Raw genomic sequence first — 25,187 nt, 5'->3', positions numbered from 1 at the left:
ATTGAATAAACAAGAAATTGCCGAACGGTTTTCCACGCTTTCCTCCGAAAAACAAAAAGTATTTTTAAGTACATTGAAGGAACGAGGCATCGATTTTTCTCTTCTACCTATCGTTCCACAACCAGGCAAAAAACGCCATATTCTTTCCTATGCACAGCAGCGGCACTGGTTTTTATGGCAGCTGGATCCCCATAGTACGGCCTATCATTTAGGCGGTACATTGCAGCTGAAGGGCAAACTGGATCGGCAGGCGCTGGAAGCCAGTTTCGAAGTGCTGGTTGCGCGGCATGAATCGCTGCGCACGGTGTTTCGTGCCAATGCGCAAGGCTTGCCTGAGCAGGTGATTCAAGCGGAGAATGACTTTAAACTGACAGTAACCGATTTAAGCGATTTCCCGTCTGAGCAGCGGACCACGCGCGCGCGGGCAGAGGCGATCCGCATCCATACCACGCCGTTTGATCTTACGCAGGGTCCGCTTTTGCGTGTGGCCCTGATTCGGCTCGAACCGGAAGCGCACTATCTGGTGGTAGCGATGCATCACATCATTTCGGATGCCTGGTCCAACCGCCTCATTATCGATGAATTCGCTGCCTGCTATCGTGCTCATCGTCAGGGACAATCTGCTGCGCTGCCAGCGCTTTCCATTCAATATGCCGATTACGCACTCTGGCAGCGTAATTTTCTGCAAGCAGGCGAGAAAGAACGGCAATTGGCCTACTGGCGTAGCCAGTTAGGCGAAACTCACCCTGTATTGTCATTGCCAACCGATCACCCGCGCTTATCCATCGGAAACTACCGGGTTGCCCAGCATGATTTCGCGCTGCCTGCTCCCCTGATGATACGTTTACAACAGAGACTGCAAGCACAAGGGTCCACGTTGTTTATGGGTTTGCTGACAGGCTTTCAGGCGTTGTTATACCGCTATACCGGGCAAAGCGACATACGCGTAGGGGTACCGATCGCCAATCGCCACCGGGCAGAAACCGAAAACCTGGTCGGTTGTCTGGTGAATACCCAGGTATTGCGCAGCCAACTCGACGGACGTATGCCACTGAACAAGATACTCGAGCAGACCCGTGAAGCTGCGCTGAGCGCGCAAATCCATCAGGATTTGCCTTTTGAGCAACTGGTCGAAACGCTCCAGCCTGAGCGCAGTTTGCACCAGCATCCACTCTTTCAGGTGATGTTCAATCATTTGCGCGAAGATTATCGCGCGCTGGAGCAATTGCCGGGATTGACTGTCGAGGAAATTGAACTCGGGGAACGAGCTGCACAGTTTGAATTGACATTGGATACCCTGGAACGGGCGGATGGTCAATTCAGCGCACGTTTCACCTACGCAGCCGAATTGTTCGAAGCCGAAACCATTGCACGGCTCGGTGAGCATTATCTGCGTCTGCTGGAACAGCTGGCGGAACAGCCTGGGCAGTGTCTGGGCGATGTAACCTTATTAAGCGAAGCAGAGCAGAACCAACTCAAGGCATGGGGGGTTAACGAGCGGCGTTTTACCTCGGTCGAACCCGTCCATCGCCTGATCGAACGCCAGGTGAAGGCACGTCCGGAGGCCACTGCGCTGATTTTTGGCAATATCGAACTGAGCTATGCAGAGTTGAACCGGCGGGCGAACCGGCTGGCGCATCACTTGATTGCGCTGGGCATCAAACCGGAGAGCCGAGTGGGGATTGCGGTGGAGCGATCGATCGACATGATTGTGGGACTGCTCGCCATCCTCAAGGCGGGGGGAGCGTATGTACCGCTTGATCCGGCTTATCCGCGGGAGCGGTTACACCACATGGTGACAGACAGCGCCATCGAGCTGCTGCTGACACAAAGTCCTGTCAAGGACAGCATACCTGAGCCTGTATCCGGTAACGTGCTGGTACTGGACAGGTTGGATCTGACCGATTTACCCGAGGATAACCCCTCAGTTACCCTCCAGGGCGAGCATTTAGCTTATATAATTTACACCTCTGGCTCCACCGGGAAACCGAAGGGCGTGGCTGTTGCACATGGACCGCTAGCAATGCATGTGCAAGCCATCGGTGAGCGCTATGGCATGACACCAGAGGATCGTGAGCTTCAGTTTGCTTCAATCAATTTCGACGGTGCCCATGAGCGCTGGTTGGTGCCTTTAGCCTTTGGTGCTGCGCTGATGCCACGCGATCAAGAAATATGGTCGGCAGACCGGACTGCGACTGAGATTGCCAAGCATGGAATCACCATAGCCTGCTTTACTCCAAGCTATCTGCAACAGCTAGCTGAATTTACCGGCAGGGCAGGCCGGAATTTACCGATCCGTTCCTACACCGTAGGCGGCGAAGCCATGAGCCGTAGCAGCTACGATTTCGTTCAGGCAACGCTACAACCCCCGCGTATCATCAATGGCTACGGTCCTACCGAGACAGTCATTACACCGCTTATTTTCAAAGCGTATTCTGCAACCCGCTTCAATTCGAGTTACTTGCCGATTGGTTCACCCGTAGGTGACCGGACTGCCTATATTCTCGATGCAGAAATGAATCAGGTGCCTTGTGGAGTGACTGGTGAACTTTATCTTGGTGGTGCAGGGCTCGCGCGTGGCTACCTGAATAGGCCGGGGCTCACTGCGGAGCGATTTGTCGCTGACCCATTCGAAAGACAGGGAAGTCGACTCTATCGAACGGGTGATCTGGCAAGATGGCGTTCGGATGGACAAATTGAATATCTCGGGCGAGTGGATCATCAGGTTAAGGTAAGGGGTTTCCGCATCGAATTAGGCGAAATTGAAGCACAACTGCTGGCACAGCCAGATGTGAGGGAAGCCGTGGTGGGAGCCAAGGAAGGCCCGAGCGGTATAAGACTGATCGCGTATGTCTCGCTGCAGACAGGCAGTGTGGTGACCACTAGCGAATTGCGTGAAGCGCTTGCACAAACCCTGCCTGATTACATGTTGCCTTCGGCGATCGTCGTGCTGGATAGCCTTCCCCTGAATGCGAACGGCAAAGTAGATCGCAGCCGCTTGCCGGAGCCGGAATTTGTCAGCGAGGGCGAATACGCCGCACCCGAAGGGAAAGTGGAGGAAGTTCTCGCCAGGATCTGGTCGGAAGTATTGGGCCTTGGCCGGGTAGGGCGCAACGATAATTTCTTTGAATTGGGAGGAGATTCGATTCTCAGTTTGCAGATTGTAACCAAAGCACGGCAGGCAGGTTGGAAAATTACGCCACGGCAATTATTTGAGCGGCAAACGATCGCCGCGCTGGCGGTTTTAGCCAAGCCCATGGGAGAAGGCGTGACAACCGGCTTTACAAACGAGGTCGGGTTTGATGCAGCCGCCCCTGTCCCCATGTTGCCGATTCAGCTTGATTTTTTTGAACAATCCATACCTGCACAGCATCACTGGAATCAGGCCGTATTGCTAAAAAGCCACCATCGGTTGCAAACCGAGTGGCTTGATCAAGCATTGCAAGCGGTCGTACAACATCATCGGGCGCTTCGCTTTAGTTATGCCACACAAGCCAATGGTCAATGGCTGCAGCGCGCGACTGATTCGGTTGCACAGAATCTGCTGTGGATACGTTACGCGGCTGATAGCGAGCAATTCATGGCATTGTGCCATGAAGCGCAGTGCAGCTTAAATCTGCATGAAGGACCGCTCCTGCGCGCCGTGCTGATTGACATGGTCGATGGGACACAGCGTCTCTTGCTAGTGGTTCATCACCTCGTAATTGATGGCGTCTCCTGGCGCATTCTGCTGGATGATCTTGAAACCGCTTATGATCAGGCAATGCGCAGTGAAACCATCGTCATGCCTGAGGCGACGACCGATTATGCCATTTGGTCCCAACGGCTTCAGCATTTCCCCTCGACTCATGCTGCTGAGTTTGCTTATTGGGAGAGCCTGACAGACGTTCCTATTGCGCTTCCTCGTGATTACCGGGAAGGCTCAAATGCCATGCGGCACATCGATCGTGTGACCATGAAACTCGATCAAGCGAATACGCAGGCTCTGCTCAAGGACGCACCAGTAGCCTATCGTACGCAAGTGAACGATTTGCTGCTCACCGCCCTGGGTAGCGCGTTATGCCGATGGAGTGGCCATGAAAAAATTATGATCGATTTGGAAGGTCATGGACGCGAAGATCTGGATTCTGATATTGATCTATCCCGCACGATAGGCTGGTTTACCTCCTTATTTCCAGTGGTACTCGATCCAACAGGTGATTTAGCTACACGGATCAAGCGTATCAAAGAATGTTTGCGGCAGGTCCCGCACAAAGGATTGGGCTATGGTCTGTTCAAATACTATGGAACTGAAGCGCAGCAACAAATCCTGGCCAGTTTGCCTAAAGCGCAAGTCGTATTCAACTACTTAGGACAATTCGATACTAGCTTTGAATCGGATACTCCCTGGCAATTGGCCAGTGAACCTATTGGTGACTTGATGGATCAGAGTACGTTGCAACCACATGATTTATCGATCAATAGTCATATTTATGAAGGTAGATTTTGCCTGGAAGTAAGCTACAGCAAAGCTCGTTATACGCGAGTGAACATTGAGGCGTTTATTCGTATTTTCCTGGCTGAGCTTGAATCCGTGATCGCCCATTGCACACAAGGCATTCGTGCGGTTACCCCTTCTGATTTTCCCTTACTCCAGATCACCCAGGATGAATTGGATCGCCTGCCCATTCCTATGGATCAGCTTGAGGATCTTTATCCTCTTTCTCCGATGCAGACAGGTATGCTATTTCATAGTGTCTTCGATACCGGGGGCGGCGTTTATCTCAGTCAACTCAGAGCGGAGATTGGACACCTGTCGGTAGAACGATTCAGAAGTGCATGGCAGGGGACAATCGATCGGCATGAAATATTGCGCACCGGTTTCCTACAGGAAGGCAATATCCCTCTACAATGGGTCGCCAAAACAGCTGAGCTTCCTTTTGTTATCATGGATTGGCGTGATCGCACCATGTCTTCCACGGCATCTTTGGAGCAGGCGCTCGATGACCTTGCGCAATCGGAGCATGCACAGGGATTCGATCTGAAGAAGCCGCCGCTTATGCGTATTGCTGTGGTAAGCCTGGCTGATGATCGCTATCACGTCATTATGACAATTCATCATTTGTTAGTGGATGGTTGGAGTACTTCTCAATTGCTTGGTGAAGTGTTGCGGCAGTATGGCGGCGTGCTCCCTTCATCACCTCGCGCCCGTTATCGGGATTTCATCGAATGGTTGCAAGGGCACGAGCGAAAAGCAGCAGAAGATTATTGGCAGGCATGGTTAAGTCAATTCAGCGAGCCTACTAAGCTGGCTGGGTCAATTGCATCTCCATCAGCCAATGAAGGTTACCAGGAAGTTGTATGTCCACTTGATCATGAGTTTACCGAAGCGTTGATTCATTTCTCCCGGCAGGAACGAGTTACGGTCAATACCCTCATGCAAGCAGCCTGGGCTTTATTGCTCGGTCATTACACGGGCCAGGATGCGGTGACTTTTGGCGTAACCGTTGCCGGTCGACCGACCGATTTGCCAGGATCAGATCAGATTCTAGGATTGTTCATCAATACTTTACCTATGAAAGTTGAACTTAAACCAGAGCTTGCGGTGGGGGAATGGCTGCGTATTTTACAAGCGCAGAATCTGGCTTCACGTGAACATGAACATACACCGCTATACGAAATCCAGCGCTGGGCAGGGCAACAGGAATTATTTGATAGTATTTTGGTATTTGAGAATTATCCCCTGGATGAAGCTTTCAAGCACCATACCCCGGGTGGGCTCGTGATTACAAACGTGCAGGGGCGTGAGGAGACGAATTATCCAATGACTGTTTCAGTTGTTGAGAGTAATGGATTTAATCTGCAGTACAGTTACAATTGCAAGTTTTTTTCCGAAGCGACTGTCAATGGCTTCGCGACGCAAGTTGAGAGACTGCTGCGTGAAATTATGCAAAGCGCTGCTAAGCAGCTAGGCGATCTGGTTATTTTGAGTGAAGCGCAGCAGGCACAACTTAAGAGTTGGGGAGTAAATGAGAAGCGGTATATCTCAGCTGAACCGGTACACAGACTGATAGAACAGCAAGCAAAGGAGCGTCCGGAAGCGATCGCGCTGATTTTTGGTGATACCGAACTTAGCTATGCCGAACTGAACCGCCGCGCAAACCGATTGGCACATCATTTGATTGCATTGGGAATTCAGCCGGAGAGCCAGGTGGGGATTGCGGTGGAGCGATCGATCGACATGGTCGTGGGGCTACTCGCTATTCTCAAGGCGGGCGGCGCCTATGTACCGCTCGATCCGGATTATCCAAGGGAGCGGTTAAACTACATGATGACGGACAGTGCCATCGAACTACTGCTGACCCAGCGGGCGATTGAGGCAAAAATTCCCCGTCCTACTTCAGGTCGCGTACTGATCTTAGATACGTTGGATTTGACCCATTCATCCGAGGATAATCCCACTGTCACGCTACATGGCGAGGATCTGGCTTATATCATCAATACCTCTGGTTCTACCGGCCAACCCAAAGGGGTAGCTGTTGCACACCATGCTCTGGTTGAACATGCGCTGATCGCCGTTGAGTTCTTTAAGCTAAGCAGTCGTGATCGTATGCTGCAGTTTTCCACCATCAATTTTGATGGTTTTATCGAGCAGTTTTTTCCACCACTGTGTGTTGGCGCTACGATCGTGTTACGCGGACCCGCACTTTGGGACAGTGAAACGTTCTACCACGAATTGATCGATAAACGGATAACAGTTGCCGATTTGACTACCGCATACTGGTTTTTGCTTGTGCAAGACTTTGCCAAAGAAGGGCCACGGGACTATGGTGCATTGCGACAAGTGCATGCAGGGGGTGAAGCGATGTCACCCGAAGGCATCAAGGCCTGGCAGCAAGCTGGCTTGGAGGGAATAACTTTACTGAACACTTATGGACCAACCGAAGCAATCGTGACAGCAACCACTGCCGATTGTGGCGGAAGCACAGGAGGTGCACAGGGCCACGATCAGGAGCCGGTGGTCACCATTGGCAAACCACTGCCTGCACGTCATATTTATCTGCTCGATGCCAATCTGATGCCCGTTTTGCCGGGCGTAGCGGGAGAGTTGTATATCGGAGGAAAATTGCTCGCGCGTAGCTATCTCAACAGAGCTGGATTGACAGCCGGAAGATTTGTGGCTGATCCATTCGATGAGCAGGGAGGAAGGATCTATCGCACGGGCGATTTGGCGAGATGGCGCCCGGATGGACAAATCGAATACTTGGGGCGGGTGGATCATCAGGTCAAAATCAGAGGTTTTCGTATCGAATTAGGTGAAATCGAAACACAATTGCTGCATCAGCCGGCTGTGAGGGAAGCAGTGGTAGTCGCCAAGGATGGGCCAAACGGCACGCGGCTAGCAGCCTATGTTTCATTACATGCAGGCAGCACATTGACAACGGAAGCATTGCGCGAGGCGCTTGCGCAAACCCTGCCTGATTACATGCTGCCCTCGGCAATTGTCGTGCTGGAAAATCTCCCGTTGAATGCAAACGGTAAAGTGGATCGCAAACGCTTGCCTGAACCGGAACTTATCAGCGATAAGCAATATGCAGCACCCGAAGGGGAAGTAGAAAAAACCTTGGCGGCAATTTGGGCCGAAGGATTAGGTCTTGGACGGGTAGGACGCAATGATAACTTCTTTGAGCTAGGGGGTGATTCCATCCTCAGTTTGCAGATTGTGACTCAGGCGCGACGCGCAAGCTTAAAAATCACACCACGCCAATTGTTTGAACGGCAAACAATTGCTGCACTCGCGCCAGTCGTTGAGCTCCTGTCAGAATCTCTGGACGAAACGCCTTCATTGGCGCCTCTACTCGAGCGTGCGTATCTGGAAGATTACCTTGATGAAAGTCTCTTAGCGACATTACCCTTCAGCAATGATGAAATCGAGGATATCTACCCATTATCGCCGACACAGGAAGGAATGCTATTTCATACCCTGGAGGCACCTGGCACTGGATTGTATGTGAGTCAGATCAGCGTTGAAGTCGAGGGCCTTGATGCTCCGCAGCTAGCGCAAGCATGGCAGACTATGATTACCCGCCATCCCGTGCTGCGTACGGGTTTTTTATGGCGAGTGGGATTGGCACGTCCTTTACAGATTGTCTTCAAGCAAAGCGAAGCGCCAGTAATCCATCTGGATTGGCGGGATCAGGATAGTCTGGACGAGCGTCTTATTGCCTATGCTGATCAGGAGCTGAAGCGGGAATTCGATTTTCTTCATCCTCCCTTGGCGCGCTTGTGCTTGATTCGGCTAGACGATAACCGTTATCAGTTGATTTGGACCAAACACCATATCCTGGTAGATGGTTGGGGCGATTCTATACTGATCAGCGATTGGCTGCGTTGCTATAACGGTGAAATATTACCTCCGGCAGGGCCAGGGTATGGCGTTTATGTACGCTGGTTGGCCAAGCAGACCAGTCACGCAACCCAGCGTTTCTGGCAAACTGAACTCAGTAACACTGAAGGACCGACGTTGTTAGCAGGATCGGTCGCGAAGGCAGTAAAGAATCAGAGCCGATCTGGTTTTGCCCAGGTTTATACACGCTTAAGCCCAGAAGAAACCCGTCGTTTGCAAGCCTTTGTGCAGCAAACGCGCGTAACCTTAAATACCTTTGTCCAGGCAGCCTGGGCGCTGTTATTGCAACGTTATACCGGAAAACAGACCGTCATCTTTGGTGCAACTGTGGCCGGGCGTCCGCCCAGCCTGCCGCGAGCAGACGAAATTCTGGGTTTGTTTATTAATATGATCCCGGTGCCAGTAGCGCGCCGCAGCGAATTGACGGTAAATGAATATTTACAGTCGTTGCAGCAAACAAATGCCCGATTACGCGATTATGAACATAGTGCGCTTGCAGATGTTCAGCGCTGGGCGGGATTTCCTGGGCAACCGCTGTTTGACAGCATTGTCGTTTTTGAAAACTATCCGATCGATACATCCTTGCGCAGTAATGAACTATATGGTCTGCGTTTCGGCGAAATTGCCGGCAAAGGGTTAACCGGCTATGCCATGGATTTACAAGTGACGGTCGGGGATACGTTAGATATCGAATATGCTTATGGTTGCCATGATTTTACCGATGAATTTGTAATTGAATTACGCAGCCATATGGAATGCCTGATGCGGGAAATGATGGCTTGCCCGCAGTGTGTGGTGGGAGAATTGAGGGGGCTCGCCAAGGAGAAACTTGATCGGCTGCTAATGCTGCGTAGCGATACGGAGACAATGCGTAGCTGGTCGCAGTTCTATCAACCCGTTCATTATCTGATCGAACATAATGCAGTACACCAACCCGATGCCATCGCGCTGCTGATGGGCGAGCAGGAAATGACTTATGCAGAACTGAACAGGCGCGCAAACCAACTAGCACATCGTTTGATTCAATTAGGTGCTAAACCGGAGATACGGTTCGGCGTTGCGATGGAACGTTCCTTGGATGTTATCGTAACGCTGCTCGCTATTCTCAAGTCAGGCGCAGCTTATGTGCCGCTTGATATAGATTATCCATCTGATAGGCTTGCGTTCATGATGAAAGACAGCGCCTTATCGCTGCTAATCACGCAGAGCAAGGTGCTCACAAAATTCCAATTCAATACGGCCGTGCCTGTCCTTGTCCTGGATGCAATCGAGCTTGAGGCCGAACAGGTGTGCAATCCCGAAATGCCAGTACATGAGCACAATCTCGCTTATGTGATTTACACCTCGGGATCGACCGGGCTACCTAAAGGTGTGGCAGTTACCCATGGCCCACTTGCCATGCACTGTCAGGCCACTGCGTACATTTATGAGATGACGCCTCGTTCCTGTGAACTGCTGTTCATGTCCTTTTCCTTCGACGGCGCGCATGAACGCTGGCTTACTGCGTTGACGGTAGGGGCGGGGCTTGCGGTACGCGATCAGGAATTATGGACCGCCGAGCAGACCTATGATGCTTTGCGTCATTACAGTATTACCAATGCTGCCTTCCCTCCTGCCTATCTTGGTCAGGTTGCGGAATGGGCTAACCCACGCAATGATCCTCCGCCGGTAGAGCTTTATGTCTTTGGTGGCGAAGCGATGCCAAAAGCATCTTATGACTTGATTCGCCAGACGTTGCGGCCGCAAACTCTGATCAATGGTTATGGACCCACCGAAACCGTCGTCACTCCCTTGATCTGGAAAACCGATGCCAACAACAGTTTCGAATGCGCTTATGCGCCGATTGGACGCCCAGTGGGAGAACGCGCCGTGTATGTGCTGGATGTCGATATGCAGCCTGTGCCGATGGGCATCGTGGGTGAGCTTTATATTGGCGGCTATGGACTGGCACGCGGTTATTTGGGACGAGCTGGTCTGGCGGCAGAACGCTTTCTCGCCGATCCTTTCGACGAAAAGGGCGGTCGCCTTTACCGTACGGGTGATCTGGTCAGGTGGATGGAAGATGGCAACATCGAATATATCGGTCGTGCAGATCACCAGGTAAAAATACGTGGGTTTCGCATCGAACTGGGTGAAATTGAGGCCCGTATTCGTGAAGCAACCGGTATCGCAGAAGCGACTGTGACTGTTCACCAGGGAGCAAGCGGCGCCCAGTTGGTAGCCTATATCGTACCCGCCAAACAAGACGTGACCAAGCAATCATCACAGCAATTGATCGCGCAACTCAAACAATCCCTTGGCGAACGACTGCCCGAATATATGTTGCCAGCCCATTTTATAACACTGACTAACTTACCGCGCTTACCGAGCGGCAAGCTTGATCGCAAAGCATTACCAGAGCCTGATTGTTTGCCAGGAGCGCATTATCAAGCGCCTTCGACGCCAGAAGCCAGATTGATTGCAAACATATGGCAGGAAGTTCTAGGCGTTGAGCGTGTCGGGGAAACGGACAATTTCTTTGCGCTCGGTGGAGATTCTCTATCCAGCCTGAAGGTGATGGCACGCATGCGCAGTCTGCCTGATGTGAAGCTGGATTTCAAGTTGAGGGATTTGATCCAACGCCCAACCATCGCTGGTTTGCTTGGTCTGGATAAACGACCACAACCCAATCAGGGGCTATTGATGCTCAACCAGGCGGCTGACGATGGCAGAACTCAACCGTTGTTCTGCCTGCACGCGGGTCTGGGCACGGTATTTGATTACCAGCCACTTGCCCGGCGCCTGCAAGGGCTGCGGACTGTTTATGGTTTACCTTGCCGCATGCTTGCCAATCCTGCCCACCGCGACACCTCTTTAAACCAAATGGCAGAAGATTATTGCCGCATGATTCGCGTTGTGCAACCAGAAGGGCCTTATCATTTGCTGGGCTGGTCATTGGGTGGGACACTGGCTGCCATGATTGCCGCGTTGCTGGAAGATGCAGGGCAGACGGTTGCGTTTCTGGGCCTGATCGATCTTTACGTTCCTGGAACGGAATCACCGCAGCAAGGTGATTGGCAGCTGGATTTTCTTGATTTTGTCTCGGTAGCGATTCCTGGCGTGATGCCTAATGTTGCGCTTCAGACAACGTTAGCCAGCCAATCTGCGGTTGCGGTGTCGAAGCAGGTCATCGTCTATTTACTCGAAAGGGTACTCGCTATCCGGCAAGCCGAAAGCCGAACGAATGGACAAACGGCTATGCAAGGTTATGCCGAGATGGGTACGGAAGAATTGGCGAATATCTTTCTCGTGGCGCGCCATTTAAAAATGCTGTCGTTGCAAACCTGCACACTGCGTTCTTTAAAATGCCAAATAACGTGCTGGTGGGCAACGACCCGTGAGATCAATGATCGTCTGGTACTGGAACGGCAAATTAAATCTGCCGAAATTCGCTCAGTTGAGATTGAAGCGGATCATTTTGGTATCGTCCGGACCGAACAAATCCTGCTGGATATAGAATCGTTATTGTCGACAACCTTACCTGAGCAAACAAATTGCATTATTGATTTATAGAATAAAACAGCTAGTCTTTTTACTCACTATAAAATTGGAGAATGACTATGTCTACTGATAGCTATCCGAGTCTATTCAGGAACTGTCTGACGTAACACGTGATATGCATCGAGCGATTATTTCCTTGCGCGAGGAATTACAAGCAATTGATCTTTACAACCAACGCGTTGATGCATGCAAGAATAGTGTTAGCTTACCTCCGGCAAAAAGCCGGAGGTAAGCTAACCAGGCAATCTCTCGGTCAGCAGTAATAAAGCGGTCCATCTCTCGTATTTTCAGCATTCAATTCAAATCAACTGATATCTTATTGGAATCACATTAAGTCTGACAAGCTCTTAGATACCGAATTGATAAACTTGGGCTATAGCGCTATGTGTTGTAGTGCTAGAATTGATATCGATACAACTTATTCCATTTTTAAATCAAATCTGATTTTGTCAATTTTTCCTTGCCAAATTATTTATACTATCTGCGGTTCGCCTTCGTACTATGTTTGATTGTGAAATGGAATGACATATTTATTTCCATGAATGAAGATGAAGCGATATCATTAGCTTGAGGAGCTTTAATAAATGTTGCCCGGCCTGATGCTTACAATGGCGCTATTATCTGCTGATAGCCCTAATCTTGTTCAGGAAGCCGCTGATTATTACCAGCAGGTTGAGACATATCAGGCAACCATCAAATCTTCATACGGTAATCTGTCTGATAAAACCGATGTCTTACGTTATTACTATAAAAAACCGGGGTATGTCCGAATGGAAGTAATTGAGCCATTTAATGGGACCGTACTGGTTTATAGCCCAAAAACTGAAAAGGTTAAATTATGGCTATTTGGAGATAGTAGCTTCCCTTCGCTTAGTCTAAGCCCGGAGAATAAAATGATTCAGGGTCCATCTGGTCAGAGGATAGACCGCTCAGATCTAGGGGTTTTGTATCAGGAAGTGATGTTACTGCAAAATCAGGGCAAGACAACTGTGCTTGGTACAGATTCTATTGCAGGTCAGTCTGCCCTGCAAATTAGTGTGCAGGGAGCAGGTGGCTTCAGTGTAGGCGCTGTGTCACGGATGGATTTGTGGTTAGACGTAACGAACGGTTTTCCACTCAAAGTGATGAGTTATGGCACGGATGGTAGTCTGATTGAGATGGTGGAGATATTGGATTATCAAATCAACCCAACATTCCCTGTGGGTTTGTTTGATCAGTAAGGTGATAACAGAATGATGTATTCAAGGATCGGGTGCATACTCTCACCTTTGACAATGGCATGGAGTTCGCTAAGCATGAAGAAGTAGCAAATACGCTTGAATGTGAAACATATTTTGTCAAACCCTATCACTCGTGGAAGGGTGGTCAGAATGAAAACGCCAATGGGCTGTTAGGTCAATATTTCCCTAAAACGATGGGACTGCTGGATGTGACTACCCAGCAGGTATTGGAAGCTGTCCACAAACCTAACAGCAGGCCAAGAAAGTGCTTAGAGTTTAGGACGCACTACTAGATGTTCCGCGAATTATCAGGCACAGATGCTGAAAAATTGGTGGGTTGCACTTATTACTTGAATTCAAGCGGGATCATACTATATGGCATATTGCTATTTTGTTTATGACCACTAGGTTTGTCCGTGCGTGCATGCTATTTTGGCAACCAATATATTAAAGCGCATCAGCATAGAGGTAGGAGCAGTTAGTCAGGACGGAACTTAGTGTAACGTGAGTTCGACATAAGAATCATCCCCTACCACTGGAAGAGCTTGAGAAAACCTAATGTTAAGCGAGGGTTTCTTCTCCCAAAGGCTGTAAGCCACCAATCCAGCTATCAGATTAAGAAAAAAATTAACTAGGCTGCGATGGCGGGAATACTCGATTTGCGAGATATTCTTCAATAGGTCATTGACGATCTCAATGGTTGAGCGTTTACGTAACAGGAGCTTGCCAAACTGTGGCAACAGCTTGTTTTTCATATTCTTACGCACTTTTAGTAACGAGCTGCATGCCCTGCTCCCACAGTTGCTCAAAGAGTGACTGCGAGGTGTAATCCCGGGCACCAAAGAGTTTATCAAACAAAGAGCGCGCCAGTTCCGGTAGGGAATCACGGTCATCCACATTGCCCGCTGTTACTTTTACCCCAGCAATTCTCCTTAGTCATTAATGACCAGGTGCAGCTTGAACCCATAAAACCAATCCACACTAGTTTTTCCCGAGCAACAAACTCTGCCATTACTTTATGCGACCCAATGCGGCGATTGTGGCATATACTGATCTTGGTCGAATAATAGTGCTTAAACGTCCGGTAACCGGACAGATGAAACCCCACCATGATGATCATGACTTTACTTAGACACAGCGCGCCTCGCTGCTGACGCCGTTTCAGCGATGACTCCGTTAAACGCTGCTTCCACCACGGCTCAAACCCTTTATGAAAATCGTTAATCGCACAAAAAATATTAAGCATCCATTGGAATCTGACTCTTGTAGTGATGAAATTCTTTTCCCACATCGCTTCATCATAAGGAATTCAGATTCCTTTTGCTGCTTTTCTTATCCCGAACTCGCGTTAAAAAAAACGCTTTCCCCTACTCAATGCCTGCAGCTTCGATAAAGGTTTTCATTCACCTACCAACCAGGCTGAATTAGTCCAACATCTCGACCAAGTCACGCTCCCCAAAAAAGCAAACTATCCAGAGAGCGCAAAGCGGTAGAACAAACGGAAGAATTTATTAAAACTCGTCGTGCGCACTCAGCAGTAGAGTCAGCAATCCATGCGCTGGAGGTGAACGGACTATACAAATGCCCAGATCATGGCATGGTTGGTTTTAAACGTTACGTTGCACTGGCTATTGTCGCCAGAAACATCCGCCGAATAGGTGATTTCTATGGCAGCAAGATGTGGAGCGTGAGCGCAAAGGTAAAAACGTAATTTAAAGCACTAACAAGCAGCTTAAGCTCTCCAGCTAATGCAAAAAACCGCCTGATTGCGAGCAATCAATAGTGAGTGTTGGGTGAAAATCGTATTTTTTATGCCATGTCTCACAAAAAATACAATCAGGGGCTTTTTTGGATGCGTGGTTTCATTGCATTTTTACAAAGGTACTTAAAAAGTAGGCAACTTGAAGGTGAAAAAATGAGGTTGTCGGACTGGCACTAATTGTCGGCTTCAAGGCTAAAGAATGTATAGTAATCTAAGTATAACATGGTGAGGAATATAAATAACTTACCAGGTTATATAGGAGCATGGTAAGGTTATTACACATTTTTTATCGACCCGATGTGCAAAAGCTTTAGCATTTTTTAAGCGAATGTTATTTTATTCAACAGTAAACATCGTCGACATGCCAGCACTGATGTGATCATTGACATGGCAATGATACATCCACTCGCCCTTGACATCTGGCTGCATATCCAGAGTTTTAGTAGCCGCCGGCAACACTTCAGTTACATCCAAGCGGTTACCATTATGCAATAAAGTGGCACCATGCCAATGCGGTGAATGAAGATCCACCTCGCTACCCATGCCTATGATATACCAACGCACGCGTTCGCCAGTGCGCATCAGATAACCTTTATTATTGCCATAAAGCAATCCATTGATTCCATGCTTCAGATTACTTTCCTCAAATTCTTCGCTTTTCGGGTCACAAGAACCAGTGCAAGTGGAAAGATTGATATCTTTATATAAGCTGGCGTTTTCATCGAATACAGTAAACAGTGAAATAAACTCACGATCTACATCCAGCGGTTTCTCTCTGTTACTTGAAATAATAATCGGGCCAATTAATCCTGAGTTGGTATCGGCAGGTTCATTGACGTGACCATGGTAAACCCAGGCAATGGAAGAAGGATCATTTGGGCCAGGACCTGCGCGTTCTGGAACATCCCAAATATAAGTGTGCTCCCCTCCCGGCTCCACGATTCCGCCAGATTTATGCTTATCAGCTGATGAATGTGCAGCGCCTTCGTGTTCCTTGATATAGCGCACGCCATGCGGGTGGATACTTGCTGGAAAACGGGTATTGTTTTTAAAATGAACAGTAATTCTGTCTCCCACGGCTGCCCGAATGACAGGGCCAAGTATACCCAAGTGCTCCTCCTCAGCGACACGCGGTTTTACCGCACCAAACCCGGCGGTATATTCCCGATAGACAGACTTTAAATATCGCCGACCAATCCCTTGCTCGACGAATACACGCTCTTCTGCAGTAAATTCATGGCCTGTCATCGGATTAGCAGGAAATGAAGGTGCATAGTCCCACAATACTTCATCAGCTGCTATCCAATAAACTCGGTTTCCACCGTTAGCCCAAACTGGATTGCTGATAAGTATAGGCAGCATCAAAACTGAAACTACTGAAATAATTTTATTTTGCAACATCGAATAATCCCTCCTTGATAGAGAATCATATGATTAAAACAATGTATTATTTATTGAATTGATGCATTCCATTCTTTGAAGAGCAACGCAAATTACAATTGGTAATGATAATGAATATTATTTAAATTTACAAATTAAAATAGTAGGAATGCGGTTTTTGTATACTGTATTTCTAGAGCTTTTTGTGGATGTGTGGCTCATAAAATGGAACACTTAAAAATACTAAGTAATTCTAATTTGCACTAGAAACTACATTAATAATCTAATCCCAGCTGGTTATACTTTTGATTAAATCAGAGTATTTTCGAGATCATATAATGCACTAACTAACTAACTGATTCTCTAGCGCATCGATGCTGTCAAACTGACGGTTATGAAAGTATTTTTCTCGCAGTTGGCCCCAAATATGCTCTTGTGGATTTAGTTCAGGGGAATACGGTGCAGGAATAACAAATGGATCTCAGGTAAATGAATATCCTTGCTCTTATGCGAGCCAGCGCCATCAACGATCATAACGATATGATCACTAGAGTAACGACTGGCCATCTCATTGATGCAAATCTGCATGCAATCGCTGTTGACATGAGGCAATACCAAGCTGTCGAAGGCTCCATCGAGGGGACTGACTGCACTGAAAGCATAAGTAACGTGAGTTCTGGATAAGAAAAGCAGCAAAGGGAATCTGAATTTATTAAGATAAAGCTATCAGACGGGCTGGTGACTTACACCTTTCAGGAGAAGAAACCTTTGCTTAATATTAGGCTTCCTCAAGCACTCCAGCCGTTATGTGATGATTCTTATGTCGAACCCACGTTAAATAAGTAAAGATTATTTACAGTGATTGCTAGCGATTCTCGTACGCGCACAACGGTTCCTCTGCCAAATAATAACTCCTGTTACGGACACTATTGCGACTGCTACTCCTAACAAGGAAACCAGGATACGTCCAGGCAAGCCAAGGATGCGACCGGAATGTAAGGGAAACTGGGCTTGCAAGAATAGGTCACCCATGCTGCCTACCCCCGGGATATTGTCACCGAGAAAGGATCCGTCCTGGCCATCAAAATAAAGCCAAGGATTACCAAGACCGAAGTTTGCGTGATCTTGACCTGGCTCGTGAAACGTTACACCATAAATGCCATACTCTGGCTCATAAAACATGCCCCCTAACGGAATGTTCCAATTTCTTCTTTGAGCTTCTGTAGTGGCAAGCAGAATGACTTCGTGTCGCGTGATCGAAGGTTCAATCGGTTCATCATGCGGCCTAGGAGTACGGTGCGCAAACGGGTCTGGGGTGAGGGTGGAAAAGACTGAGACAAGGGGACGCATGATTTCCTGTTTAAGGTTCATAGAAATAGCGGTCACGGCCAGTAGCAATAAACAAGCCCATAACCACACCCCACCTGAGCGATGCAAATCGAAATTCAGTTTGTAACCGCCTTGTTGCCAGCGAAAAACAAATGATTTGCGCCATGCCTGGAAATGGGGAAACGAAATCCAGAGGGCAATGAAGCAATCGATTGACCACACCATCGCTAGTATGCCCATAAACAATATGCCTAATTCCAGTCCAAAAGCATCCGGGATATGCATGCTATAGTGCAATTTGTACAGAAAGGGCAAGAAATTTTCCCGGCTGAGTGAGATTTCACCCCACATGCGGGTACCGCGTACTTCGCCACTCACGGGATCAAGTGCGACTTGATTGAAATCCAGATCATATGCTTTGCCAGTATCAGGATCAAGGCGAGAGTTTACCCCTAAACCAAGGTTCTGATCAGGCTCTAGGGACAAAGGCAGCCAGGTGATCATAATTTCGGGATGAGATGCTTCGAACTGGTCAGCGAGCGTCAGGGGTGCAAGAGGATCTCCCTGACTTTGTCGTTCAAATAATTGGGGATTGAGCCACTCATCCAGTTCGTGATCCCAAGAAATGATTGCGCCGGTCAACCCTGAAATGAACAGGAAGGCTGCTAAAAAGAGACCAGCCCAGCGGTGTAGCAAGGTGAGTATTTGGCGACTTGCTCTGGATTTGCTGGACTGTTTCTCCTGTTGCGCGATATCAGCAGTTATTGCGGGATCAATAAATTTTTTCATAATGCTAAGTAACACTATTGGCAGTCATCAATGATGGGGTGGTTATTTTTTTTGGGGTATCTGCTGCTTCCTGATGGTCAAAGATCAAACGGCCATTTTCCATGCGTAGCACACGATCGGCTAAATGGAAGTAGCGGTCGTCATGTGAAATAACCAGGATGGCTTTACCCATCGCGCGTAATTCCGGAAGCAATTCATAATAAAAAATTTCCTTAAATGCTGGATCCTGATCGGCTGCCCATTCATCGAATACCAGGAAGGGTCTGTTTTCCAGATAAGCAATCACTAGCGCGAGACGTTTACGTTGTCCTTGCGACAAGGTGAGCGTGGTAAAGGCTCCATCCTGGACTTTTACCTTATTTTGTAGATGAAGTTTGGCTAACAGCTGATTTCCCCTTTGATCCAGATCGTTGCCATGATCCGTTTCAAGCAGCCGCTCAAAAAGGTGAAAGTCAGAAAAAATAGTAGTAAAGAACTGTCGGTAGTAGTCACGGTTAGTATCATCGATAACCTTGCCATTAAGACTGATGCTGCCTTCTTCCGGCGAATAGAGCCCCACCAGTAATTTCGCCAAGGTCGTTTTACCACTGCCATTGCCTCCGATCAGAAAAGTGATTTCACCCGGAAAGAACTGTAAATCAACCGGTCCCAGCGTAAACATTTCATCCTTTTGCTCATGATAGTAACGATGCAACACCCTCTGCAATACAATCGATTGCAGAGGCGGCAGATCGATTTTGTCTGTCTGGGATTCAGAAGAGAACATGGAATGCGTAATTTCCTCTATATGATCGGCTGATACCTGGGCAAGGTTAGCCCGTGGAATATTCAACAGTAATGCTTCGAGCGGCCCTACCATATAAACGAACACCAGGGCGTAGCCCGTCATGATCAATGCCCGATCAGGTACATCACCTACCAGCAAAAACAACACCAGACCAATAAATGCGTAAATCAGGAAATTACCCCAGCTTGCTGAGGCTACAAAAACAGACATACCAAATGTTCGCTCCTTACGTACCTTTTCGATGGAGCGTTTAAGCACATCATCATAAAAAGTAGTCCGTTTATCGCGATTGAGGCGCAATTCCTTGGCGCCGTCAGTGAGTGAACGAAAATAGGCAAATAAATTATCCTGCTCCTGGGCGGCGATATCAAGATGTTTAATGGCACGTAAGTGAGCGAGGTGATAACCGAGTGAACCGAACCCAATGACGACGAGGGCGAGCAGGAATACCTGCCATGATAAAAACGCCATGTAAACCAGGCAGCCAGCGACCACTACGGCATTAGTAAGAATGACCGGAAAACTGACAAAGAACTCAGCCACTCGTGTGCAGTGTTCGGAAAGGGCAGATTGTACTCGTGCAGCACCGAGTTGCTCGAGTTGCCGATAATCGGCAGCAATCACTCTTTGCGCAATAAAACTGCGTAGCTCGGAATGCGCGCGCTGTCCTAGGCGTTCAAAGAGAATTGCCGCCACCATATAACTTAGCATGACACAGAGTGCCGTTGCTGCAAAAATGAGCGCCATTTCATCCTGATCAGATGCTGTCGAAGTGAGTGCCTTGCTGATTTGAGCAAGCAGCAGTACGCTGCAAATGCCATGCACGATGCTGGCAAATGATGCACTTAACAGCAATAGTTTGGATTGATTAATAAGATACTTAAGCATGGTTTATACATAAAAGAGAGGAGATATACTAAAAAAGACGAATAGCCATGGTAAATGTTTAACACCAATATAGCCATGCTTTCGCTAATTTTTACTAAAGCAGTGCATCTAGCTGCTTCTCATTGCAGACAATTTGCTCTGCTTATCAATGGCATAACTATTTACTATTTCCTCCCCACATGCTAAATAACTAAAATTTTATAGAATGTGTAAATAATAATACTTCTCATTCGTCTTCAATCAGTATAACGAGGGTTTTATCCAAATCAGTTTACTGGGAGACAAATGGAACGGTATCGATTAAACGATCAAGCTTGTGAGACGCTGGTAGAGCAGTCGGTGCGTCCGATGAGCTTGTTATCTTGCCCAGATCAGACACGTTATCTCGTTACCTGTGAAGGTAACACTTTGAGTGTGCAGGATTGCGAAAACAAAAAAAGAACGGCCTGGCACTTATATAAGCAATCTGATCAATTAACGCTAGAGTGGGCTGATCTTTATTCAGCGCATCCGGATGTCACTGAATTGCTGGCAGCAATTGAAGCTACATTTGTCTATTACTCCAATCAGGCGAAGTTATATCTCTCTGTACCCATTAATCAGTTTAGTAAATTATTTGATTCTGGGGTAGTGGTTAAAACTGAAGATGGCCGGAATGTTGTGTATGTGGAGCTTTTCTGGCAGCAGGCCAGAGTATGGCTTTCATCATCGCGATCTCAGTCATATCCAATTTACCCTGTTTTTAGTCATGGCCGCCGCCATCCGCTCCGGCCGCCTAAGCCCATTGGTATTGTTTATCAGCGTTATATCACGTGGCTAGGGCGTACTTTATCATTTCGAACAGTCGATCTCGCGACCGATCTTACACGTTTCAGTCGTTGGATGAATGATCCCGTTGTGGCAAAGTTCTGGCAGGAGAGCGGTGATCTCGCTAAGCACCGCGCATACCTTGAAGGCATCCAGAGCGATCCACATGTGATCAATCTCATCGCTTGCCTCGATGATGAACCTTTTGGTTATTTTGAAATATATTGGGCCAAAGAAGATCGGATTGCTCCCTATTATGATGTAGACAATTTTGACCGTGGCTGGCATGTGTTAATTGGAGAGCCCCACTTACGCGGCAAACCTTTCGTAACCGCTTGGCTGCCGTCTATTTCCCACTATTTATTTCTCGATGATGATAGAACTCAGCGCATTGTCATCGAACCCCGTGCTGATAATCACAAGATGATCCGGAATCTTGCTCAATGCGGTTACGCGCTTCTCAAGGAGTTCGATTTCCCCCATAAACGCGCCATGCTCGGGATGTTGTTACGAGAGCGCTTTTATGCTGAACAACTATGGATACCGCGCAGCACGTTAACACTCCATTCTGTTTTTTTACCCTGAGGATTTCATCATGAAAGTTTACGATTTGATCGGTATTGGCTTTGGCCCATCCAATATAGCGCTTGCCATTACGCTCCAAGAAAAAAAGCAAGCTGGTTATAACCTCGAGCCTTTTTTCATTGAGAAACAACCCGGTTTTGCCTGGCATGCCAACATGATGCTGAATAACGCGCATATGCAGGTTTCTTTTCTCAAGGACTTGGCTACGATGCGCAATCCTTCAAGTCATTTTACGTTTATTAATTATCTCCATCAAAAGAATCGGTTGCAGGATTTTATCAATCTCAAGACCTTTTTCCCGAGTCGCCATGAATTCAATGATTATCTGTCATGGGCAGCATCGCATTTTGACCACTGTTGCGCTTATGGCGAGGAGGTAATCGAGATATTACCGCAGAAACGTGGAGAGGAGACTGTGCTGCTGCGTATCCGATCACGCGATGGTGAGCAAGTCATTCACGAGCGATTGGCGCGAAATCTGATAATAAGTATCGGCGGCAAACCGAGAATCCCGGATAGCTTCTTGTCACTTGAGGGAGATCCGCGTGTATTTCATTCCAATAGTTATCTGCAAGAGATTAAACAATACCCCGATGCTAGTAGGATTGCAATAGTGGGAGGCGGGCAAAGTGCAGCAGAAATTTTCATGGATCTGCATGATCGCTTCCTGACGACTCAGGTTGATCTGATTATGCGTGCGCGCTCAATCAAGCCATCGGATGACAGCCCATTCGTCAATGAGATTTTCAATGCTGACTTCACAGATTTTGTTTTTAATAGCTCTCAGCAAGATCGCGCTGAGATCCTCAATGAGTTCTGGCATACCAATTATGCCGCGCCTGATCTGGTTTTAATTGAACAAATTTTCAATGTGCTTTACCGGCAGAAAGTGTCCGGTAGCGAGCGCCATCGTTTTCTGCGGCGCCATGAAGTCAGGCAAGCGCTTTCCCAGCAAGAAGGTATTCAATTTGTTTTACATGATTTGAATACCAATTGTGAGCGAACGGAAACTTATGATGCTGTGGTGCTTGCCACGGGCTATCACCGGGATCATCACAAATCCTTGTTAGCGCCACTCACTCCATATTTCGGAGATTTTATAGTGGATCGTCAATATCGACTATGCAGTACACCTAATTTCAAGCCAGCGGTTTTTCTGCAAGGTGCTTGTGAATCAAGTCACGGATTGAGCGATACCTTGCTCTCAGTAACAGCTGTACGTACGAACGAAATTGCTCAGGCACTCATGACTACCTCTAATCAAACAAGCGCTATGCAGGCAAAACGTGGAATTTCTTCAGTATTTGCTTAATAGGTAATATTTCTTAAACTAATCAACATATTAAATATGAATAGCATCATAGCGCCTCCCGAAGGAACCATTAAACTAAAAAACGTAATCCTATTATCAGCCGTGCAACTGGCGTTATTGACAATATCACTCAATAGTTATGCAGAACCAAAACAAATAGCGGATAAAGCAGCAGAAACAAAAAACCAGCAGATTGAAGGTGCTGCTGAGTCATCTGAGCAAACAACGAATAAAGCAGCAGAAGCAAAAAGCACACAGTCAGAAACTACTGCCAGCTCAAATGAACCAGATGCGGATAAGTCGAATGTCACGGTATTACCTGCAGTGACTGTTAAAGGTAGAGCATCTGACCAGACTATCGGTTATGCAGCCAAACGCAGTATGACTGGAACCAAGACAGATACACCGATTATTGAAATCCCGCAATCGATCTCGGTGGTTACGCGTGATGAACTTGACATACGCAGCGTACAGAATTTTACTGAAGCTTTACGCTATACACCAGGTGTTACCACTGGCAACTTTGGGTTTCAGGGAACAGGTTTTGAAAATATTTTCTTACGTGGCTTCGATGGATTGACGAATGCAAATTTTCGTGATGGCTTGAGTAATGCAGCGCAAGGTCTATTTTTTGGTTCTTATATCACCGATCCGTACGGATTGGAGCGTATCGATGTGCTACGCGGACCATCGTCGGTATTGTTTGGCCGTGGCGATGCAGGGGGGATCGTCAATCGTGTGACTAAACGCCCGAGTGCCGATCCAATTCGGGAAATTGAGTTGCAGTACGGCAATTTTGACCGTAAACGGGTTGCTGCCGATTTAGGATTTGCAAACAAGGATGGAACGTTGATGTTCCGTCTTGTAACTTTGGGGCTTGATACGGATACGCAGGTTAGATTTCCCAATACCGGCGGAGATCGCGCATTCAATAGACGCTTTTATATTGCTCCCTCGGTGACTTGGCGGCCAACAGTCAACACGACCATCACACTCATGGGTGATGTACTTAATAATCGTACGAATGCAGCCGCTTTTTATCTGGCAGCACCGGATGGCAATCGCACCAATGTTCTTTTTGGAGATCCAGATTTTGTTAAATACTCGACAAATCAATCTTCTTTCAGCTACCAGATTGAACATCACTTTAACGAGATGTTCACAGCGCGACAGAATTTTCGCCATACGGATCAAGACGGGCGATTTAATGATTTCTTTCCGCTCGGTTATAATACGGTTGATCAACCTACATTGCAGGATCGTTCGGCCTTTTCTACTAGGGAACGATTAAATCAGACTGTACTCGATACCCATTTACAGGCTAAGCTTAATACTGGTCCAGTCCATCACACGGTACTTACAGGGGTAGACTGGAATGTAACCAATGCTTCACTCAAATTTTTTCAAGGAAACCAGGATGGCTCTGTTACACCTGGCATCGACATTCTTAATCCGGTGTACTCACTACCGATTGCTAAGCCTGATATCTTGGGTATCCATGCCAAGCAGAAAATTAATCAATTTGGCGTTTATATACAAGATCAAATCCGATACGATGAGAATTGGATCCTGACTTTAAGTGGTCGTTATGACAGAGTTGATTCTACTAATAACGATCTTCTGAGTGCTATTACAGCAAAAGCCAAACAGGATGCATTTACCGGCCGGGCTGGTTTAACCTATCGGTTTGCCAATGGCATCGCCCCTTATGTGAGTTATTCACAATCATTCTTGCCACAACCGGGCTTTGATACTAGCAACAATCCATTTGATCCAACGCGTGGGGCTCAATATGAAGTAGGTATCAAATACCAGCCGGTGGGTGGCAGGAGTCTCTACACACTTGCATTATTTGATCTAACTAAAACCAATGTAATAACACGTGATCCCAATGATCCGTTTCGCAGTGTGCAAACAGGTGAGATCGGTTCACGCGGCGCTGAACTGGAAGCTAAAGCAGAACTGTTACCTGGACTGTTACCCGGCTTGAATTTTATTGGCTCATTTACCTATCAAGAAGTAACCGTTACCAAAAGTAATGATACCAACTTAGACAAAATGCCTATTTTAGTGCCCAATACCATGGCTTCAGCCTGGCTGGATTATTCTTTTAGGAGTCTGGGCATAGAATGGTTGCGGGGATTGGGGATTGGAGGAGGTGTTCGTTATGTCGGTAGAGTATACAATGACCCGGAAAATACCAGTACGACCCCGGCATTTACCTTGTTCGATGCCACACTGCGCTACGATTATGGCCCTTGGATATTTAATATTAACGCTAGCAATATCTTTAATAATAAGTATGTTTCATCTCAGCTCGGTGGTAATTTTTTTCTTGGAACAGAACGAACCGTCGTGGGAACTTTGAAGTACAGATTCTAGGTGGTGTTATGTTGTATTCA

Annotated in this window: 12 protein-coding genes and 2 pseudogenes; 8 read left to right on the top strand and 6 right to left on the bottom strand. The window is 47.6% G+C overall.

The annotated features are described in order from the left end of the window. Window position 1: 1 nt before the first annotated feature. The 4 genes from BM122_RS09585 to BM122_RS09570 all read left to right on the top strand — a co-directional run bounded on the left by BM122_RS09585 (window position 2) and on the right by BM122_RS09570 (window position 13,439). Window positions 2-11,938 carry an amino acid adenylation domain-containing protein gene (locus BM122_RS09585; protein ID WP_074905357.1) on the top strand — a complete coding sequence of 3,979 codons (11,937 nt, stop codon included), beginning with the start codon at window positions 2-4 and terminating at the stop codon, window positions 11,936-11,938. Between the two features lie 103 nt (window positions 11,939-12,041). Then, the gene (locus BM122_RS25995; protein WP_371264912.1) at window positions 12,042-12,158 is read left to right on the top strand and encodes a ferritin family protein; all 117 of its coding nucleotides are present in this window, start codon (window positions 12,042-12,044) and stop codon (window positions 12,156-12,158) included. Window positions 12,159-12,510: 352 nt separating this feature from the next. Beyond that, on the top strand, window positions 12,511-13,146 hold the full coding sequence (locus BM122_RS09575) for a LolA family protein (protein ID WP_074905356.1): 636 nt from the start codon (window positions 12,511-12,513) through the stop codon (window positions 13,144-13,146). A gap of 32 nt (window positions 13,147-13,178) precedes the next feature. Then, window positions 13,179-13,439: an IS30 family transposase gene (locus BM122_RS09570; protein ID WP_143083386.1), complete on the top strand. Its 261-nt coding sequence runs from the start codon at window positions 13,179-13,181 to the stop codon at window positions 13,437-13,439. Window positions 13,440-13,640: 201 nt separating this feature from the next. On the opposite strand, the pseudogene BM122_RS26565 reads toward BM122_RS09570, so the two are convergent. After that, window positions 13,641-14,392: pseudogene (locus BM122_RS26565) on the bottom strand (IS982 family transposase). Between the two features lie 106 nt (window positions 14,393-14,498). On the opposite strand from BM122_RS26565, the pseudogene BM122_RS21630 reads away from it, so the two are divergent. Continuing rightward, a pseudogene (locus tag BM122_RS21630) lies at window positions 14,499-14,929 on the top strand (ISNCY family transposase); the annotation flags it as partial. A 315-nt stretch (window positions 14,930-15,244) separates the two neighbouring features. Here BM122_RS21630 and BM122_RS09560 read toward each other — a convergent pair. From BM122_RS09560 to BM122_RS09545, 5 genes are all read right to left on the bottom strand, one after another. Continuing rightward, window positions 15,245-16,309 carry a multicopper oxidase domain-containing protein gene (locus BM122_RS09560; protein WP_074905354.1) on the bottom strand — a complete coding sequence of 355 codons (1,065 nt, stop codon included), beginning with the start codon at window positions 16,307-16,309 and terminating at the stop codon, window positions 15,245-15,247. Between the two features lie 322 nt (window positions 16,310-16,631). After that, window positions 16,632-16,703, bottom strand: a complete 72-nt coding sequence (locus BM122_RS25975; RefSeq protein ID WP_371264913.1) for a hypothetical protein — start codon at window positions 16,701-16,703, stop codon at window positions 16,632-16,634. Between the two features lie 26 nt (window positions 16,704-16,729). Further along, window positions 16,730-16,984, bottom strand: coding sequence for a hypothetical protein (locus BM122_RS09555; RefSeq protein ID WP_143083385.1), 255 nt, complete (start codon window positions 16,982-16,984; stop codon window positions 16,730-16,732). 153 nt (window positions 16,985-17,137) lie between these two features. Further along, complete coding sequence (locus BM122_RS09550; protein ID WP_083398435.1) at window positions 17,138-18,406, bottom strand: PepSY-associated TM helix domain-containing protein; 1,269 nt, start codon at window positions 18,404-18,406, stop codon at window positions 17,138-17,140. Window positions 18,407-18,410: 4 nt separating this feature from the next. Beyond that, window positions 18,411-20,081, bottom strand: coding sequence for a cyclic peptide export ABC transporter (locus tag BM122_RS09545; protein ID WP_074905353.1), 1,671 nt, complete (start codon window positions 20,079-20,081; stop codon window positions 18,411-18,413). A 285-nt stretch (window positions 20,082-20,366) separates the two neighbouring features. On the opposite strand from BM122_RS09545, the gene BM122_RS09540 reads away from it, so the two are divergent. Genes BM122_RS09540 through BM122_RS09530 form a run of 3 tightly spaced genes read left to right on the top strand, consistent with a single transcriptional unit; the run spans window position 20,367 to window position 25,167 of the window. Beyond that, window positions 20,367-21,473: a GNAT family N-acetyltransferase gene (locus tag BM122_RS09540; protein WP_256211979.1), complete on the top strand. Its 1,107-nt coding sequence runs from the start codon at window positions 20,367-20,369 to the stop codon at window positions 21,471-21,473. Window positions 21,474-21,483: 10 nt separating this feature from the next. Next, complete coding sequence (locus BM122_RS09535; protein ID WP_074905352.1) at window positions 21,484-22,785, top strand: lysine N(6)-hydroxylase/L-ornithine N(5)-oxygenase family protein; 1,302 nt, start codon at window positions 21,484-21,486, stop codon at window positions 22,783-22,785. A 36-nt stretch (window positions 22,786-22,821) separates the two neighbouring features. Continuing rightward, window positions 22,822-25,167, top strand: a complete 2,346-nt coding sequence (locus BM122_RS09530; protein WP_074905351.1) for a TonB-dependent siderophore receptor — start codon at window positions 22,822-22,824, stop codon at window positions 25,165-25,167. The last annotated feature ends 20 nt before the right edge of the window (window positions 25,168-25,187 follow it).

This window comes from Nitrosomonas communis (assembly GCF_900114745.1).
GTDB lineage: Bacteria > Pseudomonadota > Gammaproteobacteria > Burkholderiales > Nitrosomonadaceae > Nitrosomonas > Nitrosomonas communis_A.
The sequence above is the reverse complement of the archived record's forward strand: the minus strand, read 5'-3'. Positions and strand labels throughout refer to the sequence as shown.